The sequence below is a fragment of the Roseiarcus sp. genome, assembly GCF_052145395.1.
GTDB lineage: Bacteria > Pseudomonadota > Alphaproteobacteria > Rhizobiales > Beijerinckiaceae > Roseiarcus.
In genome coordinates this window covers 1-19,051 of the sequence record NZ_JBKQOT010000111.1, presented here as the reverse complement: position 1 = coordinate 19,051, position 19,051 = coordinate 1, and the positions used below count along the sequence as shown (strand labels likewise).

At 65.3% G+C, this 19,051-nt stretch carries 18 protein-coding genes; 7 read left to right on the top strand and 11 right to left on the bottom strand.

Annotated features, from left to right (window positions below; genetic code table 11):
- Positions 1–53: 53 nt before the first annotated feature.
- The gene (locus tag ACLP25_RS04015) at positions 54–686 is read right to left on the bottom strand and encodes a cupin (RefSeq protein ID WP_442467941.1); all 633 of its coding nucleotides are present in this window, start codon (positions 684–686) and stop codon (positions 54–56) included.
- A 114-nt stretch (positions 687–800) separates the two neighbouring features.
- Here ACLP25_RS04015 and ACLP25_RS04010 point away from each other — a divergent pair, with 114 nt between their 5' ends.
- Positions 801–1,718 (top strand): 50S ribosomal protein L11 methyltransferase, encoded by a 918-nt coding sequence (locus tag ACLP25_RS04010; protein WP_442467940.1) that lies wholly within the window; start codon positions 801–803, stop codon positions 1,716–1,718.
- Between the two features lie 15 nt (positions 1,719–1,733).
- Here ACLP25_RS04010 and ACLP25_RS04005 read toward each other — a convergent pair whose 3' ends face one another.
- Positions 1,734–2,081: a type II toxin-antitoxin system PemK/MazF family toxin gene (locus ACLP25_RS04005; protein ID WP_442467939.1), complete on the bottom strand. Its 348-nt coding sequence runs from the start codon at positions 2,079–2,081 to the stop codon at positions 1,734–1,736.
- Positions 2,078–2,299 (bottom strand): antitoxin MazE family protein, encoded by a 222-nt coding sequence (locus ACLP25_RS04000; RefSeq protein WP_442467938.1) that lies wholly within the window; start codon positions 2,297–2,299, stop codon positions 2,078–2,080. Before ACLP25_RS04000 ends, ACLP25_RS04005 begins: the two co-directional genes overlap by 4 nt.
- Positions 2,300–2,527: 228 nt before the next feature.
- Between ACLP25_RS04000 and zwf the strand changes: the two genes are divergently transcribed.
- The 4 genes from zwf to ACLP25_RS03980 all read left to right on the top strand — a co-directional run bounded on the left by zwf (position 2,528) and on the right by ACLP25_RS03980 (position 6,445).
- Positions 2,528–3,991 (top strand): glucose-6-phosphate dehydrogenase, encoded by a 1,464-nt coding sequence (zwf, locus tag ACLP25_RS03995; RefSeq protein ID WP_442467937.1) that lies wholly within the window; start codon positions 2,528–2,530, stop codon positions 3,989–3,991.
- Positions 3,992–4,033: 42 nt separating this feature from the next.
- Positions 4,034–4,531, top strand: a complete 498-nt coding sequence (locus ACLP25_RS03990; RefSeq protein WP_442467936.1) for a GNAT family N-acetyltransferase — start codon at positions 4,034–4,036, stop codon at positions 4,529–4,531.
- A gap of 178 nt (positions 4,532–4,709) precedes the next feature.
- Positions 4,710–5,633 carry a fatty acid desaturase gene (locus ACLP25_RS03985; RefSeq protein WP_442467935.1) on the top strand — a complete coding sequence of 308 codons (924 nt, stop codon included), beginning with the start codon at positions 4,710–4,712 and terminating at the stop codon, positions 5,631–5,633.
- Positions 5,630–6,445, top strand: a complete 816-nt coding sequence (locus ACLP25_RS03980; RefSeq protein ID WP_442467934.1) for a phosphate/phosphite/phosphonate ABC transporter substrate-binding protein — start codon at positions 5,630–5,632, stop codon at positions 6,443–6,445. The genes ACLP25_RS03985 and ACLP25_RS03980 overlap by 4 nt, the downstream gene beginning before the upstream one ends.
- Positions 6,446–6,950: 505 nt before the next feature.
- Here ACLP25_RS03980 and ACLP25_RS03975 read toward each other — a convergent pair.
- Together ACLP25_RS03975 and ACLP25_RS03970 are read right to left on the bottom strand one after the other, a co-directional pair.
- Complete coding sequence (locus ACLP25_RS03975) at positions 6,951–8,408, bottom strand: catalase (RefSeq protein WP_442467933.1); 1,458 nt, start codon at positions 8,406–8,408, stop codon at positions 6,951–6,953.
- Positions 8,409–8,505: 97 nt separating this feature from the next.
- Entirely contained in the window at positions 8,506–9,147 is a 642-nt protein-coding gene (locus ACLP25_RS03970) for an HD domain-containing protein (protein ID WP_442467932.1), read from the bottom strand.
- An 870-nt stretch (positions 9,148–10,017) separates the two neighbouring features.
- On the opposite strand from ACLP25_RS03970, the gene ACLP25_RS03965 reads away from it, so the two are divergent.
- On the top strand, positions 10,018–10,503 hold the full coding sequence (locus ACLP25_RS03965) for a hypothetical protein (protein ID WP_442467931.1): 486 nt from the start codon (positions 10,018–10,020) through the stop codon (positions 10,501–10,503).
- 168 nt (positions 10,504–10,671) lie between these two features.
- Positions 10,672–12,651, top strand: a complete 1,980-nt coding sequence (locus ACLP25_RS03960; RefSeq protein WP_442467930.1) for a sigma-54-dependent Fis family transcriptional regulator — start codon at positions 10,672–10,674, stop codon at positions 12,649–12,651.
- 449 nt (positions 12,652–13,100) lie between these two features.
- On the opposite strand, the gene ACLP25_RS03955 is transcribed toward ACLP25_RS03960, so the two are convergent.
- The 6 genes from ACLP25_RS03955 to ACLP25_RS03930 form a co-directional block, all read right to left on the bottom strand.
- Positions 13,101–14,732: a molecular chaperone GroEL gene (locus ACLP25_RS03955; protein WP_442467929.1), complete on the bottom strand. Its 1,632-nt coding sequence runs from the start codon at positions 14,730–14,732 to the stop codon at positions 13,101–13,103.
- 195 nt (positions 14,733–14,927) lie between these two features.
- Positions 14,928–15,743 carry an iron-sulfur cluster assembly protein gene (locus ACLP25_RS03950; RefSeq protein WP_442467928.1) on the bottom strand — a complete coding sequence of 272 codons (816 nt, stop codon included), beginning with the start codon at positions 15,741–15,743 and terminating at the stop codon, positions 14,928–14,930.
- Positions 15,744–15,747: 4 nt separating this feature from the next.
- Entirely contained in the window at positions 15,748–16,770 is a 1,023-nt protein-coding gene (locus ACLP25_RS03945) for an amidohydrolase family protein (RefSeq protein ID WP_442467927.1), read from the bottom strand.
- Between the two features lie 88 nt (positions 16,771–16,858).
- Positions 16,859–17,239, bottom strand: coding sequence for an MmoB/DmpM family protein (locus tag ACLP25_RS03940; RefSeq protein ID WP_442467926.1), 381 nt, complete (start codon positions 17,237–17,239; stop codon positions 16,859–16,861).
- A 13-nt stretch (positions 17,240–17,252) separates the two neighbouring features.
- The gene (locus ACLP25_RS03935) at positions 17,253–18,311 is read right to left on the bottom strand and encodes a toluene hydroxylase (protein WP_442467925.1); all 1,059 of its coding nucleotides are present in this window, start codon (positions 18,309–18,311) and stop codon (positions 17,253–17,255) included.
- A gap of 67 nt (positions 18,312–18,378) precedes the next feature.
- A partial coding sequence (locus ACLP25_RS03930) for an FAD-binding oxidoreductase (protein WP_442467924.1) occupies positions 18,379–19,051 on the bottom strand: 673 nt, incomplete at its 5' end.

The window sequence follows — 19,051 nt, the reverse complement described above, 5'->3', positions numbered from 1 at the left end:
CAACCTTACCCGTCGCATCGACAGCGTGGACGCGAAAAACCCGCTTGGCCAGATCAAGCCCGACGCGCGTGACAGCCGAGGTATCGATGATAGACTTGCTCACGGACGGCCTCCCTTCCAGATGGCGCTTTCAACGACGACCATCTTGGCACGCTTGATGCCGTTCGGGGCGCCGTCCACCCCATCAGCGATAGCATCCGCGTGGTCTGCCCCGCGGTCGGCGCGGCGCGGCAGATATCCCAGCGCGGACCCGGCGGGTAGGCGCCGACGACCAGGAAATCGCGGCTCGCCTCCAGCCGGCAATGGCCAGTTCCGACCGGCAGCACGATGACGTCGCCGGCGCTGACGTCGACTTCGAGCCCGCCAGGTCCGCCAAGCACGAGCTTCGCCCGGCCTGCCGCGAACGCCAGCGCTTCGTGAGCGGTCGAATGATAGTGATGGGTGTTATAGACGCCGTTGCGCCATTCGGGCGGCCAATTGTTGCGCCGGAACAGGGCCTCGAACGCAGAGGCCAAGTCCCCCTCGCCCAAGTCCTTCTCTCTAAGGCGTACGCCTCGATAGCTGAGAACCGGCAGGCGATCGTTGTTCGGCGTCCAGCCGTTCGGCCGGAGACGGATCGCCTCTGCGCCCTCCGCGAAATCGACCGAAATCGACCGCACGCTCGCCAAGTCTGATCCGTCGGCCATTCTTTCGCACTCCTGGCTGAACGAGATTCGCCCAGAATGCTTGCTGCGTGTGGAGGCAGTAAGGCAGTAAGGCTGACCCTGGCGGGGGGTGTTTAGGCGTGGTAGGCGGCGCATATGCTCGAAGGCCTGCCGCCCAACAACGCCGCCCATCGCCTGACGCTCGTGACCGACGAGCGCCGGGCGCGCGCGGTCGCGGACCTCATCGTCGAGAGCTTTGAGCCGGCCGAGGCGGCCTCGGCCGCGTTCGAGACGGAGGACGCTTGGCCGGGCGGCGGCAAGGCGTGGCTGGTCGAGGCCTATTTCGGCGTCACACCGGACGAGGACGACATCCGCGCCCTGATCGCCGTCGCCGCCGACGAGGAGACCGCGGCCGCGGCGACGTTCGGCCTCACGGAGAAACAAGACTGGGTCGCCAACGCGCTCGCCGGCCTCACGCCCGTGCGCGCCGGGCGCTTTCTGGTCCACGGGAGCCATGACCGGGCGAAGGTCCATTCCAACGACATCGGCATCGAGATCGAGGCGGGCCTCGCCTTTGGCACCGGCCATCACGGCACGACGCGCGGCTGCCTCATGCATTTCGACCGGCTCATCAAGCGCCGCCGCCCTGAGCGCGTTCTCGACGTCGGCTGCGGCGCCGGCGTGCTGGCGATCGCCGCGGCCAAAATCTTGCGGCGAAAAATCTGGCTCGGCGATATCGACCCCGTCGCCGTCGCCGTCGCCAACGCAAACGCGCGCCTGAACGGCGTCGGCGAATATTGCAAGGCCGTCGTCTCGCGCGGCGTGGAGAGCCGGTCCTTGAGCGAAGGCGCGCCGTATGACGTGGTCTTCGCCAACATTCTCGCCAAACCGTTGCGCCTGCTCGCGCCCTCGCTCGCCGCCGTGACCGCACCGGACGGCGACTCCATCGTCTCCGGCCTGCTGCTGGCGGACGTCCCCGGCGTGCTCGCCGGATGGCGGGCGCAGGGTTTTTATCTCGCCGAGCGCATCGACCTCGAAGGCTGGGCGAGCCTGAGGCTCAGGCGCGCTCTGTAGCTCGGACGAGCGCGCCTACAGAGCCGAGCGCGGCGACCCCGCCAGTCCGAGAAAGACGATCATCGCCCGGTTCAACCGAACCATGTCCTCATCGTCGAGCCTGCCGAGTTTCCGACCCACTTTGGATCTCGGCACGGTCGTGATCTTGTCGATCATGAGCTGAGACGGCGCCAGAAGTCCGTTGCGCTCGTTCGGCTCGATCGACAGGCGGAACAACGGTGCCTCCGTCCGATCGGTCGTGAAGGCGCAAAGCGTTATCGAGTTGGTTGCGTCGAATCTGTCGTCCTGGACGACGACTGCGGGCCGAGGCTTGCTTGTGTAATCCTTGCCGCCCGCGACAGTCCACACTTCGCCGCGCCTCATTCATCGCCCCGGTCCGAAATCGAGTCGATGAAGTCTTGGTCGTCGGCCGCGTGCGCGCTCTGGGCGACGGCGAGCGACTGGCGATGGGCTTCCTCCGCAAAAGCCTGCGCGCGGACGTCGGGGACCCAAATCTGGATCGGACGCAACCCTTGCGCGCGGAGCCGCTCGCGGTACGTTCGTACCTTTTCGCGCGAATTCGTGGGGCGGGCGGGGGCCATGGCTCATCTCCGTTGTTACATGGAACTAGGGCGGTTGGTTCGCTTGCGCAAGGACCGCACGTCCGCTGGGAGCGAGTGGGCGCGCGGTTCGTTGGGCGGACCACAACGAGGGTCGGGCGAGCCTGCGTGTATAGCACTTCAGCCTTGCCGCCGCCGCGCTCCTGTCGCACGACTGTCACGCAACGCCCGGCAGAGTGGGCGGCCGAGAGGGATGACGGGAGAGGCGCGATGTCCAAAATACCGGCCGGAGTCGGTCCAAAATTGCCGCAGATCGTCGTTTTGTTCGGCGCCACGGGCGACCTGTCGCAGCGCAAGCTCCTGCCCGGGCTTTTTCACCTCATCACGGCGGGCTTCATCCCCAGGTGCCGAATCATCGGCGTCTCGCTCGACGACATCACGACGGACGACTTCCGCGCGCTCGCCCGCAAGGCGACCGCCATGCATCACGACCACCCGCCGGCCGAAAGCGATTGGCCGGCGCTCGACGCGGCGCTCGACTACGTCCCGATCAAAGAGGGCGCCAAGGCTCTCGCCGCGGCGGTCGAGCGGGCGGCGTCCGCGCTCGGCGGGAAATTTCAGCTGATCCACTATCTCAGCGTGCCGCCAAGCGCGGCGCTGCCGGCGCTCAGGATGGTGCAGGAGGCCGGTCTCGCCTCCGGCTCCCGCATCATCATGGAGAAGCCGTTCGGCCACGACCTCGAAAGCGCGGTCGCGCTCAACGCCGAGCTGCACAATGTCTTTTCCGAGGACCAGATCTTCCGCATCGACCATTTCCTCGGCAAGGAGCCGGCGCAGAACATCCTCGCCTTCCGCTTCGCCAACGGCCTGTTCGAGCCGATCTGGAACCGCAACTTCATCGACCACGTCCAGATCGACGTTCCCGAGACGCTCGAGATCGGCAATCGCATCGGCTTCTACGAGCAGACCGGCGCCTATCGCGACATGGTCGTGACCCACCTGTTTCAGATCCTCGGCTTCGTCGCGATGGAGCCGCCGACCTCGCTGGCGCCGGACCCGATCAGCGAGGAAAAGAACAAGGTGTTCCGCTCGCTGATGCCGATCGACCCGGCCCATGTCGTGCGCGGGCAGTACATCGGCTACCGCAAGGAAAAGGGCGTCGATCCGGAATCGGACTCGGAGACCTTCATCGCCCTCAAGTGCCGGATCGACAATTGGCGCTGGGCGGGCGTCCCCTTCTACCTGCGCACCGGCAAGCGCATGGCGCAGGGCCAGCGGATCATCTCGATCGCCTTCAAGGAGCCGCCGCGCAGCATGTTTCCGGAGGATTCCGGCCTCGGCTTCCAGGGACCGGACCACCTGACCTTCGATCTCGCCGACCAGTCGCGCGTGTCGCTGTCTTTCTATGGCAAGAAGCCGGGTCCGGGCATGCGGCTCGCCAAGCAGAGCCTGCAATTCCACTTGCACGACACCGGGCTTGGCGACGACGTGCTGGAGGCCTACGAGCGGCTCATCCTCGACGCGATGCGCGGCGATCACACGCTGTTCTGCACCGCCGACGGCATCGAGCGCCTGTGGGCCGTCTCGACCCGCCTGCTCGACAATCCGCCGCCGGTCCGCGTCTACGCGCCGGGCTCCTGGGGGCCGCAGTCGATCTATCAGCTGATCGCGCCGCACTCCTGGCGCATGCCGTTCGAGCGCGAGTGGCGCGACCCCGATGAGTTCGGCGCCTGACGGGGATGACCGATCCTCGCGCCGCGTGGTAGAGGCGGCGCGATGTCCGATCTCTCCCTCCTGCTTGAACCCGAAACGCCTGACGACGCCGCAGCCATCGAGCATCTCAACGAGCGCGTGTTTGGCCCCGGCCGCTTCGCCCGCTCCGCCTATCGAGTCCGTGAGCAGGCGGACCCCGATCCCGCGCTCTGCTTCGTCGCGCGGGTCGGCACGCTGCTGGTCGGCGCGAACGCCATGACGCCGATCACCATCGGCAGCCAGCCTGCGCTTCTGCTGGGGCCGCTGATCGTCGAGCCGGTCTTCCGTAGTCAGGGCATCGGGGAGGCCCTCGTCACGCGCTCGCTGGAGGCGGCGAAGTGCGCGGGCTGGAAGCTGGTCATTCTGGTCGGCGACGAGCCTTATTATGCGCGCATGGGCTTCAAGCCGGTCCCGCCTGGCCGCGTCACCCTGCCGGGGCCGGTCGACCCGGCGCGCCTCCTCTATTGCGAGCTCGAACCTGACGCCCTGGAGCAGGCGCAAGGCGAGGCGCGCGGCGGCTGAACCAGGAGCGATGCGAACGAATCGCGTCTCGCTGACCTATCGGGGCGTAATCTTGACTATTTTGATAGAAAAACTCTCAAGCGCCGTTTCGCCGCATTGTCGCGGCCGAGAATCAATGATTTTGTGAACTCCGAGTCGGGGACGCTTACCTCGAGCCTCCCCGAGCGCGGAGCGGGATTTGGACATTGTCGAATTGCCGCCCCTCGGCCGCCGGGTCGAGGGGCCGACGATTGCGCTGGCGATCGTCATCTACGGGTGGTGGGGTCTGACGACCTGGTTCTGGCGGGACTTGCCGGTCTGGGCGCTCGTCCCGCTCGGCGCCTGGGTCATCGCCTGGCAGATGAACCTGCAGCATGAGGTGATTCACGGCCACCCGACGCCGTGGCGCGCGGTCAATGAGGCGATCGGCGTCTGGCCGCTCTCGCTCTGGCTGCCCTTCTCCAGCTACCGAGCAACCCATCTCCGCCATCATCAGGACGCCAACCTGACCGATCCGTTCGAGGACCCCGAAAGCTACTACTGGACCCTGACGGGACTGCGCGACCTCGGGTCGGCAGGGCGCGCGCTTGTCTCAGCGCAATCGACGCTCGTCGGGCGAATTCTTCTCGGTCCGGCCTGGATGATTGGGCGCTTCGTCTTCGACCTCCTCCGCGACGCCTGGCTCGGCCGGAACGACGCGCGGCGCGTAATTCTCCGGCACGCCGTCCAGTGCGTTCCCGTGCTTGTCTGGGTGATCGGCGTCTGCCGCATGCCGCTCTGGCTCTATGTCGCGGCCTTCGTCTATCCCGGCATGAGTCTCGCGATGGTCCGCTCCTTTGCCGAGCACCGCGCCGCGGGCGAGCCGGAGAAGCGCACCGCGATCGTCGAGAACGCTCCCGTTCTCGGGCTCCTGTTCCTCAACAACAATTTGCACGTCGCCCATCACCTGCGCGGCGGGCTGCCGTGGTATCAGATCCCGGCGTTCTACCGGCTGAACCGCGAGGCGCTGATCCAGCGCAACGGCGGGCTCGTCTACGACGGCTATCTCGACGTCTTCCGGCGGTACGGGCACACTCCGCACGACCGTCTCGTTCATCCCGACTGGACCGGCCGGGCCGTATGAGCGGGAGCGCGCCGGTCGCGGCGCTGCCGATGTACGACTTCCCCGAGATTGCCGCCGCCAACGACGCGCTGTGGCGGCGGATCTCGGCGGGCCTGCGGTCCCGGGGGGTGGAGGCGCCGGCGGCGCTCGCGCGCGGGCGCGACCTGACGGACCTGTGGCGCGACCCCGGCCTGGTGTTCGGCCAGACTTGCGGCTACCCGTATGCGACGGCGCTCCGCGGCGCCGTCGTCCTGGTCGCGACGCCTGAATACGCCTTTCCCGGTTGCGACGGCGCTGACCATCGCAGCTTTATCGTCCGCGCGGCCAATGATCCGCGCCGTGCGCTTCAGGACTTTCGCGGCGCGGTTGCGGCAGTCAATTCGCGGGACAGCAACAGCGGCATGAACCTGTTCCGAGCCACGATCGCCCCGCTCGCGAATGGGCGTCTGTTCTTCTCCGACGTCATCGTCACCGGCGCGCATGAGGCGAGTCTCGCGGCGGTGGCCCAAGGACGCGCGGACCTGGCCGCTGTCGACTGCGTCACCTTCGGCCTTCTCGCGCGCTTTCGACCGCAGCTTGTCGCAAGCGTCGCCATCGTGGCCGAAAGCCTACCGTCTCCCGGCTTGCCGTTCATCTTGAGCGCGCGCTTGCCCGATTCGACGCTCGCCGCCGTGCGCGCCGTCTTGTTCGATGCGCTGGCCGACCCGGGACTCGCCGACGCACGCGCCACGCTGGGACTCAAGGCGGCGCACGTCCTAACAGCGCAGGACTACGAGCGCGTGCTCGACTACGAGCGGGGAGCGACGGCGGCGCTGTATTCGAACCTCGCCTGATCTCTTCGTCTACGACAGCTACGCCCGCCACGCGAAGCTGGGAGGCAGGCGAGGGGCTGCCCCGAACGCTTCAAAAAATGCGCGAGACAGTCCCATCCGTCTGCTTTGCGCCGCCTTTGCGACTGGGACTAGTAGCCGCAACGAGCACTCTGCCTGGCTCTGCAACCGTCGAGGATACCGTCACCTCCCGAGGCCTTTCGTGATCAGGTTCGAAAGCGCCTGGTACGATTGAACCCGATCGCCGCGATCGGTCATTATCAGCCGTCCGCAGCGAGTTCTGTACGCAGCACGACGTCATGTCGCAGCAAATTTACCGGCGGGCCAAGGATCCGCTGTCAGCGGGCGCGACACGACATCACGACGGTGACGGCGGGGTTCATGTGCGCCCGCCATAATGCCGAATTCGAAGGCAAAGGCCCTGGGCGAAGGCAATCGCGACTATGCCGAGTAAGCCCCGCGTCGCCGACGATCGGAGAGTCGTCGTCGAGAACGCCTATGGCGTGCCTCAATCGACCAACTGCGGCTGCTTGAGCCCGAGGGCCTTCGCCACCCCGGCCCCGTATGCCGGATCGGCGCGCGTGCAATTGTCGACGTGCCGCTGCTTGATGTGCAGCTCGGCGTCACCCATCGCCCGCGCCGTGTTCTCGAACAGCATCTGCCGCTGTTGCGCCGTCATCTTCCGAAACAGATTTCCGGGCTGTTCCCAATGGTCGTCGTCAACGCGGTGATCCCAATGCCCTGCGGCCCCCTCTATCGGCAACATAGGCTCGAGGAAATGCGGTTGGTCTGCCCACAGGCCCTCGCTGTTGGGATGATAGCTGAGCGCGCCGCCGAGATTGCCATCGACTCGCATCTTGCCGTCGCGATGATAACTTTGAAACGGACATTTGGGAGCGTTCACAGGGATCTGGTTGAAATTGACTCCAAGCCGATACCGCTGCGTATCACCGTAGGAGAACAAGCGCCCTTGCAGCACCTTGTCGGGCGAAAAGCCAATTCCCGGCACGACGTTGGCCGGCGAGAAGGCTGCCTGCTCCACCTCGGCGAAATAGTTGGCTGGATAGCGGTTCAGCTCCATCACTCCGACCTCGATCAACGGATAGTCGGCCTTAGGCCAAACCTTTGTGAGATCGAACGGATTGTGCTTATGGCTTCGCGCTTGATCCTCGGTCATGACCTGAATGAAAAGCGTCCAGCGGGGAAAGTCGCCTGAATCGATGGCTGTGAGCAGATCCCGCCCATGGCTCTCGCGGTCCGAGGCGATAAGAGATTCCGCTTCCGCGTCCGTCAGATTCTGGATTCCTTGTTGCGTGCGGAAATGGAATTTGACCCACACACGCGCATTGTCGGCATTGATCATCGAGAACGTGTGGCTGCCGAACAAGTGCATGTGGCGGAACGATTTTGGAATGCCGCGGTCGGACATGACAATGGTCACCTGATGCAGCGCCTCCGGCAGGAGGCTCCAAAAATCCCAATTGTTGTTCGCGCTTCGGAGTCCAGTCCGCGGGTCGCGCTTGATGGCATGGTTCAGATCCGGAAATCTCAGGGGATCGCGGAAGAAGAACACCGGAGTGTTGTTGCCCACGATGTCCCAGTTGCCCTCCTCGGTGTAGAACTTGATGGCGGTTCCCCGAATGTCTCGCTCGGCATCGGCGGCGCCGCGCTCGCCGGCGACGGTCGAGAAGCGTACGAACATCGGCGTCTTCTTACCGACCTCATTAAATATCTTCGCCCGGGTGTAGCGCGTAATGTTCCGGGTGACCGTGAAGGTCCCGTGCGCGCCCCAACCCTTTGCATGCATGCGGCGTTCCGGAATGACTTCGCGGTCGAACTGCGCCAGCTTCTCAATCAGCCAGATGTCTTGGAGCAGTGAAGGGCCGCGCGGGCCAGCGGTCTGAATGTTGGTGTTGTCGGCGACAGGGGCGCCGGTGGCGTTGGTGAATTTCGAATCGGTGGACATGATGAGCTCCGAAGTTTTGGATGGACGGCGTTGTTTTGTGCGCTCAACTGCTCAAGCGGCCTGACGCCTTGGCGACGCGGGTCGGGCGCGCCTGCCGTCACCCCTGCCACGCGGATTCACGGATCACGCTGCAAAAGTTGCGTCGTTTGAAGCTCGGATCTTTGTCTGCGAGCACGTCCGCGTTGACGGTGCCAAATGTCGTTTCTGGCTTGTGCCCGAAACCATCGTAGAAGGCCTGGATGATGTCTTCCTTGAAGCTAGCGCTGCGAGGGTGGGCATGGACGACCGCCTCGCGCTCCGCTTGGGTGTAATCGGCATAGGCGAATCCCAGCACGTCCATTTCGACACCCGCGGTGACCAGCGCGACGACCGGGTGCATATGGGGCGGAATCCCAGGCGTGGTGTGCAGCGCGATCGCTGTCCAAACCGTGTCGACGTCCTGCTGGGGGATGCCTCGGCTACGCAAGAAGTCGCGCGCGGCGTTGGCGCCGTCGACCTCGAAGCGATCGTGCTCGCTGCGGTGCTGGTGAGTGAGACCCATGTCATGAAACATCGCTCCCGCGTAGAGCAGCTCAGGATCGAACCGTAGCCCCTTACGCCTGCCCGCCAGCGCGCCCCAGTGGTAAACGCGGCTTGAATGATGAAAGAGAAGCGGAGATTCCGTGTCCCTCACCAGCTCGGTTATTTCACGAGCAATCTTGCTGTCGGGGATGGAAACCTCGTTCACTGCGGTCGCCATTGGGTGTTCTCCTGTTGGACGATTCCTCAAGTCAGCTTCGATTCGCTCGATAGTCTGGTCGCTTCTTGAATGATGGTCCTGCAAACCGGAAACGACTTCATCGGTCAGGTCTAGAGGAAGTAACTTGTATTGTCTGTCAGTATTACTGCCCGTTCCTACACGATATCTTTAGTGTGAGCAAACCAAGACTTCCAGCAAGACAAGGTAGGATTTGAACATAAATTGGTTCTTAGCACCCTATACCTTGGTATAGCGGCGACGAAAACGCCATAGGCGACATGTTCGCCTGAGATAGGGCGAGCCGTCTCACAGTATGCAGGCTAATCGAGCGCCGGGGGTTCCGCCGCCGACCCTCATGCATAGCAGACGGGTCTTGGACAAAGCTGTCACATATATCGATTTTGACGTGCACAAGGACACGATCACGGTCGCGCTTGCCGAGGCGGGTGGGCATAAGGACGTGACCCACACATGCCGCGATCCGTCCTGATGCAGCATCATGCCGCGCATCGGCCGGCGCGGCCGCTTCTTGCGGTGCGCGGAGCGCTTGGGCGCGGGCCTGACCAGACCCGCCCGGTGCAGATGCAGCTTCGTCACCGTGTCGCCGAGCGTGTAACTGTGCCGCTTGGTCAGCACGGGTCTGGCAGCCTCAGGGCGGGCCGAAGACGATCGCAGCGGCGTCGGAAGTTCACCGCGTTTCCGGCGCGGATGGTCTCGTAAGAGGCCAGACGCCGAGGCCCAGCGTCGGACTGTGTGGTAATTACCTACTGCCGGGGCCCACGGAACTGCGCTATGGTGGGGCGGAAGCGGCGCGGTCACGGGGGGTGCGGCCGGCCGAGCTCGCCCCAAAGCCGGGCGCCGGGAGGAACGATGGTCGAAATCTTCTCGCGCGGCGATGGCCCGCGCCCCCAGGACGTTCGACTGAAAGCGCTTCTCGACCAGAACCGCCCCACGATTGAGAAAATCGCGGACCACTTGACGCAGGGCGGCTATTCCGCCCGCAAGAGAGTGAAGGCGCCCGCGCCGAGGCTCTCGGAGAAGACGATCGTTCATGCGGTCGGCGGGTTCAGTTCCGGTGGGACAGTCGAGCCGCGACCCGTCGTCCGCGCCACCCTGAACGGCCGCGTCGTTGTCGTCGACGACAACTCCGGGCGGCAGCTTCACCACCTCGGCGAAATTCGACGGCGCCCCAGCGAGATCGTCTTTTGTCTCGCCAGCTCCGAGAACGGGTTCTTCGCTCCATTGCCGGACGAGATTCTCGACACGCTCGCCGACCTCGACCAGGCGCTGCTCGCGTCGGACGGCGGCGAGGAAGCCCTCGTCGGCGAACTTGCTTCGCGCTTGGGATTCGAATGATCGCGCCGCACGGCCGTTGCGGGGCGGAGGACTCGTGCGGGGCGGAGGACGCGTGAACGCTAAGACACAGCAAGACCACGAACGACCGGGGCTCCCGGTCTCGATCCATGAACCGCCCGATCCGGCCGCCGCATGACGCGACCAGCCTTCGGGCCCGGGGTCCAGCAAATGTCTTACGATGAACATTCGACAATGGACGCCTGGGAGGATTTCGTCGGCGGAGGATCCGGGCGTCGAGGCGCGGCGGTTCGCTCGGTCATCGAGAGCTCCTGGCGCCGCAGCCTCGATGGCGGAATCGACGCGAACGGATCGGCCGCGCCCATCAACCAGGACCGCGAGCAGATCGGCGATCTCATTCGCAAGAACGCTGATTTGATCGCCGCCGCGCGCCCCTGCTTCACGACAGTCGCTAAAATGGTGGAAGGCACCGCCGCGATGATCGTGCTGACCGACGGCGAAGGCGTGCTCGTGGAAGCCCTCGGCGACAGGGCGACCTTGCATGCCGGAGCCGACATCCATCTGACCGTGGGCGGCATGTGGGGCGAGGGCGCGGCCGGGACGAACGGCATCGGCACCGCCCTTGCGGCGGGCGAGCCGGTCTTCGTACACGCGGCGGAGCACTTCTGCGCCGGAATCAAAGGCTGGACCTGCGCTGGCGCCCCGATTCGGGATCCGCTCGATGGTTCGGTGATCGGCGTGTTCGACCTTTCCGGCCATTCGGGGATCTTCAGGCCTCACAACACGATCTTCGTCGCGGCGATCGCGCGCGAGATCGAGCAGGAGCTTGCCCAGAGGCAGCGTGAGGAGCGCACCCGCCTTCTCGAAGCGTTCATTGCGAATGCTCCCGGATATGGCGGTCGCGACGGCCTGGTCATCGTCGACAGGCGCGGCCGCGCGACCTATGTGAACAACATGCCGGCCCCGACGGTCGAACGGGGCGAAAAGCGGCCGCTCGTCGCCTGCGGAGACAAGATTCTCGAAGGGCCCCTGACGGACCTCATGAAGGCGCAAGGAAGCGCCTTCCCCGACGCGCTGTTACGCCTCTGCCATTTCCGTCCGCTTCGACTCGACGGCGAGATCCGGGGCGCGGCGCTGGTGTTCCCGTCCAGTCCTTCGGCCGCGCGGCCGACCCGGCCGGTCTCCGCTCCTCGGCGGCTGGAAAAGGCCGCGGACGGCATCGTCGGCGAATGCGACGCCTTGCGCGCGGCGATCGACGTCGCTCGCCGCGTCGCGCGCTCCGAACCGGAAATCGCGCTCCTGATCGAGGGCGAGACGGGCGTCGGCAAGGAGCTGTTCGCCCGCCTCGTCCATCATGAGAGCGACCGCAGGCAAGGACCGTTCGTCGCGCTCAATTGCGGCGCGATTACGCGCGAACTGTTCGGCAGCGAAATCTTCGGCCACGTTGGCGGCGCCTTCACGGGGTCGTCGAAGGAGGGCAAGGCAGGCGTGTTCGAACTGGCCAACGGAGGGGTGCTCAGTCTCGACGAGATCGGCGAGATGCCGCTCGACATTCAGCCGTTCCTGTTGCGCGTCCTCGAGGAACGGATGGTGCGGCGGATCGGCGACACGCGCGAGCGGCCGGTCGATGTTCGGCTGATCGCGTCCACTAACCGCGACCTGCTGAAGGAGGTCGAGGCCGGACGGTTCCGCAGCGATCTTTTCTACCGGATCAGCATGGTGTCGATTCAGGTTCCGCCGCTCAGGGAGCGCCGCGACGACATCCCGCTCCTCGTCGCCTACTACAACGAGAAACTCGCCGCACAGACGGGCCGACCGGCGCTCGAGTTCACCGCCGACGCGATCGGCGCGCTCAAGGCCTACCGGTGGCCGGGTAACGTGCGGGAGCTGAGAAATCTCGTGTCGCGCCTGTGCCTTCTCGCGAGCGCGCCGCTCGTCCGCCTGGAGGACCTCCCTCAGGACGTCCGCGGCGAGCCGCTGCCGCCCTGTGTCATCGGCGGGGCCTGCCCGATGGAGGACGGCAAGCCCACAATGGGCCTCGGCAAGGCGGAGCGCCAGGCGGTCATGGAGGCGCTCGCGGCCGAACGCGGAAACCTGAGCAAGGTCGCGCAGAGGCTGGGCATCTCGAGGCCGACCCTCTACCGCAAGATCCAGCTTTACGGCATCCAAACCCAGCGCAGCTTCAGCTGAGGGCCGCCGCCCGCGTGCGGCCCGGCGAGGGCGAACGCTGGAGCGTTCGAGACGGCAAGCCCAGCCCCGCTGGCGCCACAGTCCAACAAGAACGGCGGGCCCCATAAAAGCTAGACAAGGACAGAGGCTGCGTCCCACATCAGTTTGGCGTCGATCAGGAACGTGAGGACGAGAATGATCGCATAGAAACGGTCGCTTGAAACGCGAGGGACGAGCCATACCCCACAAAGCGCCGAGACAATCGCAACGGGCGTCAATCCAGTGGAGGCAATCAGATTTTGTCGGCTGAAGGTCGACGCGGCGATCCGGGGGAACGAGGGGCGGGCCTCACGTTCTGCTGGATCGCCACGCCGCTGCACGGCTCGCGATGACGCCTCCGTGGGCGCCCAATTTAGCTTTAGCAGTTACCGAGCCCGTCGCCTGAGACGCCGCCCTTGCCTGCCCTATCCTTAGGGCCGGCCGAGCTTCTCGGCGCCGCCGCCGCGCGACGGACCCGCGGTCGGATCTTCCGCTTCGGTGAAGTCGCCGACCAGCGTCTCGGTGGTCAGAATCAGGGTCGCGACCGAGGCCGCGTTGGCCAGCGCCGTCGACGTCACGCGCACCGGGTCCACGACGCCGGCCTCGAACATGTCCTGGAACCGGCCAATCGCGGCGTTGTAGCCTGTTCCCTCGGGAAGGCGGCTCGCCTCGGCGACGACGGAGTCGCCGTCGGCGCCGGCGTTGGTCACGATTCTCCATAAGGGGCGCTTCAACGCCAGTTGCACCAGGCGCGCGCCTTCGGCGACGTCGCTCTTGGCGTCTGCGATCACCGGCTCGAGCGTGGGGGCGACATGGGCGAGCGCGGCGCCGCCGCCCGCCACGACCCCGTCCTCCGCCGCAGCGCGCACGGCGTGAAGCGCGTCTTCGATCAGTTGGGCGGTCCGCTTCTGCTCGACCGGCGTGACGCCGCCCGCGTAGACCACAGCGGCACCGCCCGACAGCTTCGCCAAGCGCTCACGCAGCTTGTCCTGCTCAATGTTGGGCGGGGCGTTCTCGAACAGGCGCTCGACCTGGACGCGCCGCGCGCGGATCGCCGCAGCGTCGCCTTCGCCCTGCAGAATCGTGGTATGGCTTGCGCTCGTCTTCACCCGCGCCGCGCCGCCGAGGTCGGCTTCCGTGACGGCCTCGACCCGTCCGCCGAGATCCCGCGCGATGACCCGGCCGCCGGTCAGAATGGCCAGGTCCTCGAGCAGCGCCTTGCGCCAATGGCCGTATTCCGGCGGATGAACGATGAGGTAGCGGCCGGCCGCTCCGCCGCCGAGCAGGTTCGCCACGACCTCGGGCGAGACTTCCTCGGCGATCACGAGCAGGGGGCGCCCCGCGCGGCTCGCGATCGCGCGCGCCGGCTCCAGCGACGCCGGATCCTTGATCTTGAGGTCCGTCATCAGGATCAGCGGGCGCTCGAGCACCGCCGTCATCGTCTCCTGATCGGTCACCATGTGGTGCGAAAGGTATCCGCGGTCGAACGACATCCCCTCGACGACGTCGAGCGTCGTCTCCGTCGTGAGGCCGAACTCGGTCGTGATCACGCCCTTGTCGCCGACCAGCGAAAAGGCCTTGGCGACCAGCGCGCCGAGCTTCGGATCCGTCGCGGCGACGGTCGCGACCGAGGCCAGCGTCGCCTCGTCGCTCGCCGGCCGCGCCGCCGCCTTGAGGCCGGCGAGCGCCTTCGCGACGGCGAGGTCGATGCCCCGGCAGAGGTCGATCGGCTTCACGCCGCGATCAAGAGCCTCGACGCCACCCTGAACCAGCGCGTTCGCCAGAACGATCGCCGTGGTCGTTCCGTCGCCGGCCACCGCGTTGGTCTGCATGGACACTTCGCGCACGACCTGCGCGCCCATGTTCTCGAAGCGCTCGGGCAGCTCGATCTCGGCCGCGATCGACACGCCGTCGCGGGTGACGATCGGCGTGCCGATTGGCCGGTCGATCATCGCATTCATCCCCTTGGGGCCGAGCGTCGGCTCGACCGCGGCGGCGAGCCGCGCCACTCCGCGCGCGAGCGCCTGACGAGCCGCCGAATTGTGAAGCAGGACCTTGGGCATGGCGTCTCCATCGCCTCTCGCGAGGCCGTTCGGTTTTCAACATAAAACAGGCTTGCGCCAGAGAACCCTCACCCTGCGGCCTTCGGCCGCTTCCCTCTCCCCGCGAGAGAGGGGAATCCCTTCCCCCTCGGGGGAAGGTAGCCCGAAGGGCCGGATGAGGGCCTGCCGCGCGTCTCGATCGAGCGTCCTCTCGTTTCAGCTTTGAGCGGCTCGGCGCCGTTCCAGAGCGGAAGCGTCAGGGCGCGGCTCGGCGGGAATGAAATCGACAAGCGTCAGTTCGCCGTCGGCCGCCGCCTTCTCGCGATAGCGCGCCTGCTTCAGGCCCCGGCAGAGCGCGCCGTTGAACTCCATGTTGATGCGGACGGCGCGCAGCTTGCCGAGATAATCCGGCAGTTCAGCCGCGCTGAGCGGGGCGCCCTCCCAGGCGACGAACGCCGCAGCATCGTCCGCGGCTCGCGGGAAGCGGGCCCGCATCGCGTCGAGATAGCGCGTGAGCCGGACCGTCAGCTCCGGTCCGACACTCGCCTTGTCCAACGTCCCGCAGTCGAGCGCCAAAATGTCGTCGTCCGCCCAGCCCGCTTCGCGGAGACCCACGAGAGCCGCCTCCTGCCGTCGCTGGAACGCCTTCCGGAGAAAGGTCTCGCGCAGTTGAGCGAGGTCGTCGAGCGGCGACAGGGAGTCGAAGATCTCGGCGAAGGGCTTCCCCTCGGCGATCCCCTTGTTCACCTCGTCGGCGAACAGGTGATCGTGCAGCGTGATATGGAACCGCGGGCGCCAGGGCAGCGATTCCAGCGCCTCGCGCAAGCCGTCCAGCATCAGGAACGCGAAGTTCGGCGAGCACCAGTAGGTCGGCAAGCGGAAGTCGAGCTCGACCGAACCGTCGTCCGCGACCTCGATTTTCTCGACAAACCCCATGTCGGTGACCGGTTCGTCGAGCTCGGGATCGTGCACCCGGGCGACGACGCGCCATACTTCCGCGGTCCGACCGCTCCTGACGCTGAACGGCTCCATGGGCCTACTCCGCCGCGAGCGCGACCGGCGACTTGGCGAGCGCGGCCTTTTTCTTGGCGACGTCGATGTTGTAGAGCTTTGCGGCGTTGAGTCCGAGGATCTTCTCCTTGACCTCGGCGTTCAGCTCGACGCCGCGCTCCTTGCGGATGTCGTCGGGAAGCTCGAAGGCCCAGAACTCCTCGACGAGCCAGCGCGGCGTCCAGATCGCATAGTCGGAACCGAACAGGATCTTGTCGGGGCCGATCCAATACAAGAGCTCCGCGATCACCTCGGCGAAATAACGCGGCCGGTTGTGGATGAACGGCAACGCCACGGCGAGGCCGCCATAGACATTGGTCTCCTGCACCGCGACCCAGCAGAAGTCGTCGAGGCGCGGCAACCCGCAGTGCTCGACGATCCAGTTGAGATTCTGGAAGTCGGTCGCCGCATGGTCGACGTCGTGGACGTCGAAAGCGTCCTTGTTCAAGGGGATGATCGTCGGCCCCTTGTGCACGTGCACGTTCTTGATGCCGAGCTTCTCGCACAGCTCGAAGCAGCGATAGGCGTCGGGGTCGTTCAGCCGCCAGCCCTTGGACGCGCCGTTCCACTCGGCCGTGTAGAGCTTCACGCCTTTGATGTCGTAGGTTTCCTTCATGTAGTGGATGTATTCGAGCGCCTTCTCGCCGTCGCGGGGATCGAAGGCGCCGTTGACGATGAACCGCTCAGGATAGCGCTTGGCGACGCTGGCGTTGCGCTCGATGGTGTTGAAGCCGTTCTTGTAGAAGTCGCTAAGGTAGGTCGACTGCAGGATCGCGACGTCATCCGGCCCGTCGACGAACAGGTCGTGATAGAGATTGTCGGCGCTGTACTTTTCGAACTTTTCCTTCGCCCAGTACTGCTCCTTGGGGCTCAGGAACGTGTGATACCCGTAGAAGCACTCGATGAACTGTTTGCCGTGGATGTTGCTCTGGTTTTCCGGGCTGCCGTCCCAGAAGTGGGTGTGGCCATCGACGACGAAAATCTCTTTGCCTTGCGGCGTCTTGAACATGGTTTCCTCCAGCTGCTTTGAGGCGATGAGGCCCGCCGGGCGGAGTGGCGGCGGCTCGCGCCGCCCGGCGGATTGGCGGCGCCGCCGCCTAGATGTATTCGAAGACGTCCTCCATGTTGCCGAACAGAACCACGGTGTTGTCGTCGACGCGAACCATGCGGCCGTAGTGGGTCGAGGTGTTCACTTCGAAGATCGAGGCCGTCATCTCGCGGCCGAGGTATTCGGAAATCTCGTCCATCTTGAAAACGAGCTTGCCTTCGCCGTCGATGCGGATCAGCGCCGGTTGATAGGTGACGCTGACGTCGTCTTTCTTGCCCATGAACTCGGCGATCGCTCGCGCCTCGACCGAATCGTTCATGGTCACCCCGCACTGGTGAGAGATGGTGTCGTTGAAGTCGAGATCCTTCATCGCCTTGAAGATGTTTTGATGATGCGAGGCGTCGCGCGCGCTCGTGGTCGTGGCGGTCATTGGCTTTTCTCCCTTATTGCCTGAGGCCCAGTTCGCTCAGGATCTGACCGAAGCGCTCGTGCGACTTCGACCGCGCGTCCTGGAACGAGACCGGTTTTGAATGCGGCTTCGACCACAGCGGCTGAAGCTGGCTCGCCGCCTTCTCGGCGAGATCGGCGTGCTTGCTGAGCCAGCGCTGGAACAGCGCGCGGTTCTCGTTGGCGTGGGACGGATCGTTGGCGAGCAGGTAGATCAGGTCGACGGTGTTGGCGAGGTTGCGCTCGTAGTCCGCCTCCGCAGCCGAAATGACGGAGGGCGTCATTGAGTCCTTGTTTGCCGAACCGACCGGAATGAAGAAGCCGGAACGGACGAGCTCGCCGATCAGCGGCTCGAACGCGACGTTGATGGCGAAATACTGCTCGAGATAGTCGGTGGCGCCCATGATCGTTTCGACCGCGGTCCGCACGCCCTGCCAGATCGGATCCTCGAGCCAGGTTGTCTTGCCCGCCTCGTCCTTCCAACCCGGGATGTCGAGACCGATCTCGGCGAGATAGAGCGTGAGGTCCTGAGCGAGCCTGAGCTTGTAGGACGAGTTCGTCAGCGTGGCGTTGTTGATCATCTGGGTGTAGCCGTAGCGCTGCGCCTGCATGAGCGCGGTGCCCAGGCCGAACTCCGCATGCTTCCAGGCGCCGAGGTCGTTCTGGAGGACGGCGACCCAGGCTTTGTCGAAGGCTTTCGGGACGCCGGCCCTGCGGCCGTTGGCGATCACGCCCTGCACCATCGTCTCGATCTTCGATTGGCGCTGGTAGTGGGTGCGCTCCCATTCCTGATCCGGCGCGCGGAAGGCGTGCCAGTTCGAGCTCTTCGCCTCTGTCGCGTCCTTGACATACGCGCCCTTGCCGTCGGCGAAATTGATGATCCAGCTCTGGATGAGATAGCGCTCGGGATCCGGCTGCACGTCGACGGTCACGTCCTCGTAATGCGTCGCCCTCTGGCCGCGGGGCTCGAAATAGTGGAACCGACGGCTGTCGGAATCGGAGAATGTCGCGGCGCCCGCGGCGCCGGAACCGACTGAACTCGAAGTAGCGACCATCGCGTCAACTCCCTTTCTCTTGTTTTGCCTCGGGTTGCTCTCTTTGGGGCTCTCTCCGAAAACTCCGTCAGGGACTGGACGAAGCGCCGGCAGAGGTCGTGAATCGGTCGAAGAAGACGCGCTCGGATTCGAACCCGTTCATGAACAGAACGGGCTGCAGCGCGTCGATCATGGGGGGCGGCCCGCAGGCGTAGACGTCGCCCTGGCCGTCGATGGCGAGCTCCCTCAGCCGCGCGTTGACGCGCTCGTGCACGAAGCCGCGCTCGCCCTGCCAGCTCGCGTCGTCGTCGGCGTGCGAGAGCACGGGAACGAACTCGATCTCCGGATGCGCCGCTTTGAGCGCGTCGATCTCGTCGAGATAGAAGAGATCGTCCTTCGTCCGCGCGCCGTAGAAGAAATAGATTGGCCGCTTCTCGCCGCTGACGAGGTGATCGTTGAGGATCGACCAGACCGGCGACATGCCCGAGCCGGCGCCGACCAGGATTATCGGTCCTTCTCGGTTCTCCCGTCGGAAGCAGGCGCCGTAGGGTCCGACGACCTTGACCTCGGCGCCGATTTTGATTCCTCCGGAGTCGAGCTCTCCGGAGAATTTTCCTTCAGGGTATTTCTTGATGATGAATTCGAGTTTTTGGGTTTCGAGCGGCGAATTTGCCATGGAAAACGAGCGCGTAATCGTCTCCCCCGCTTCGGTCGTGACGGTGATGTCGACATATTGCCCCGCCCAGAACTTGATGGGGGAC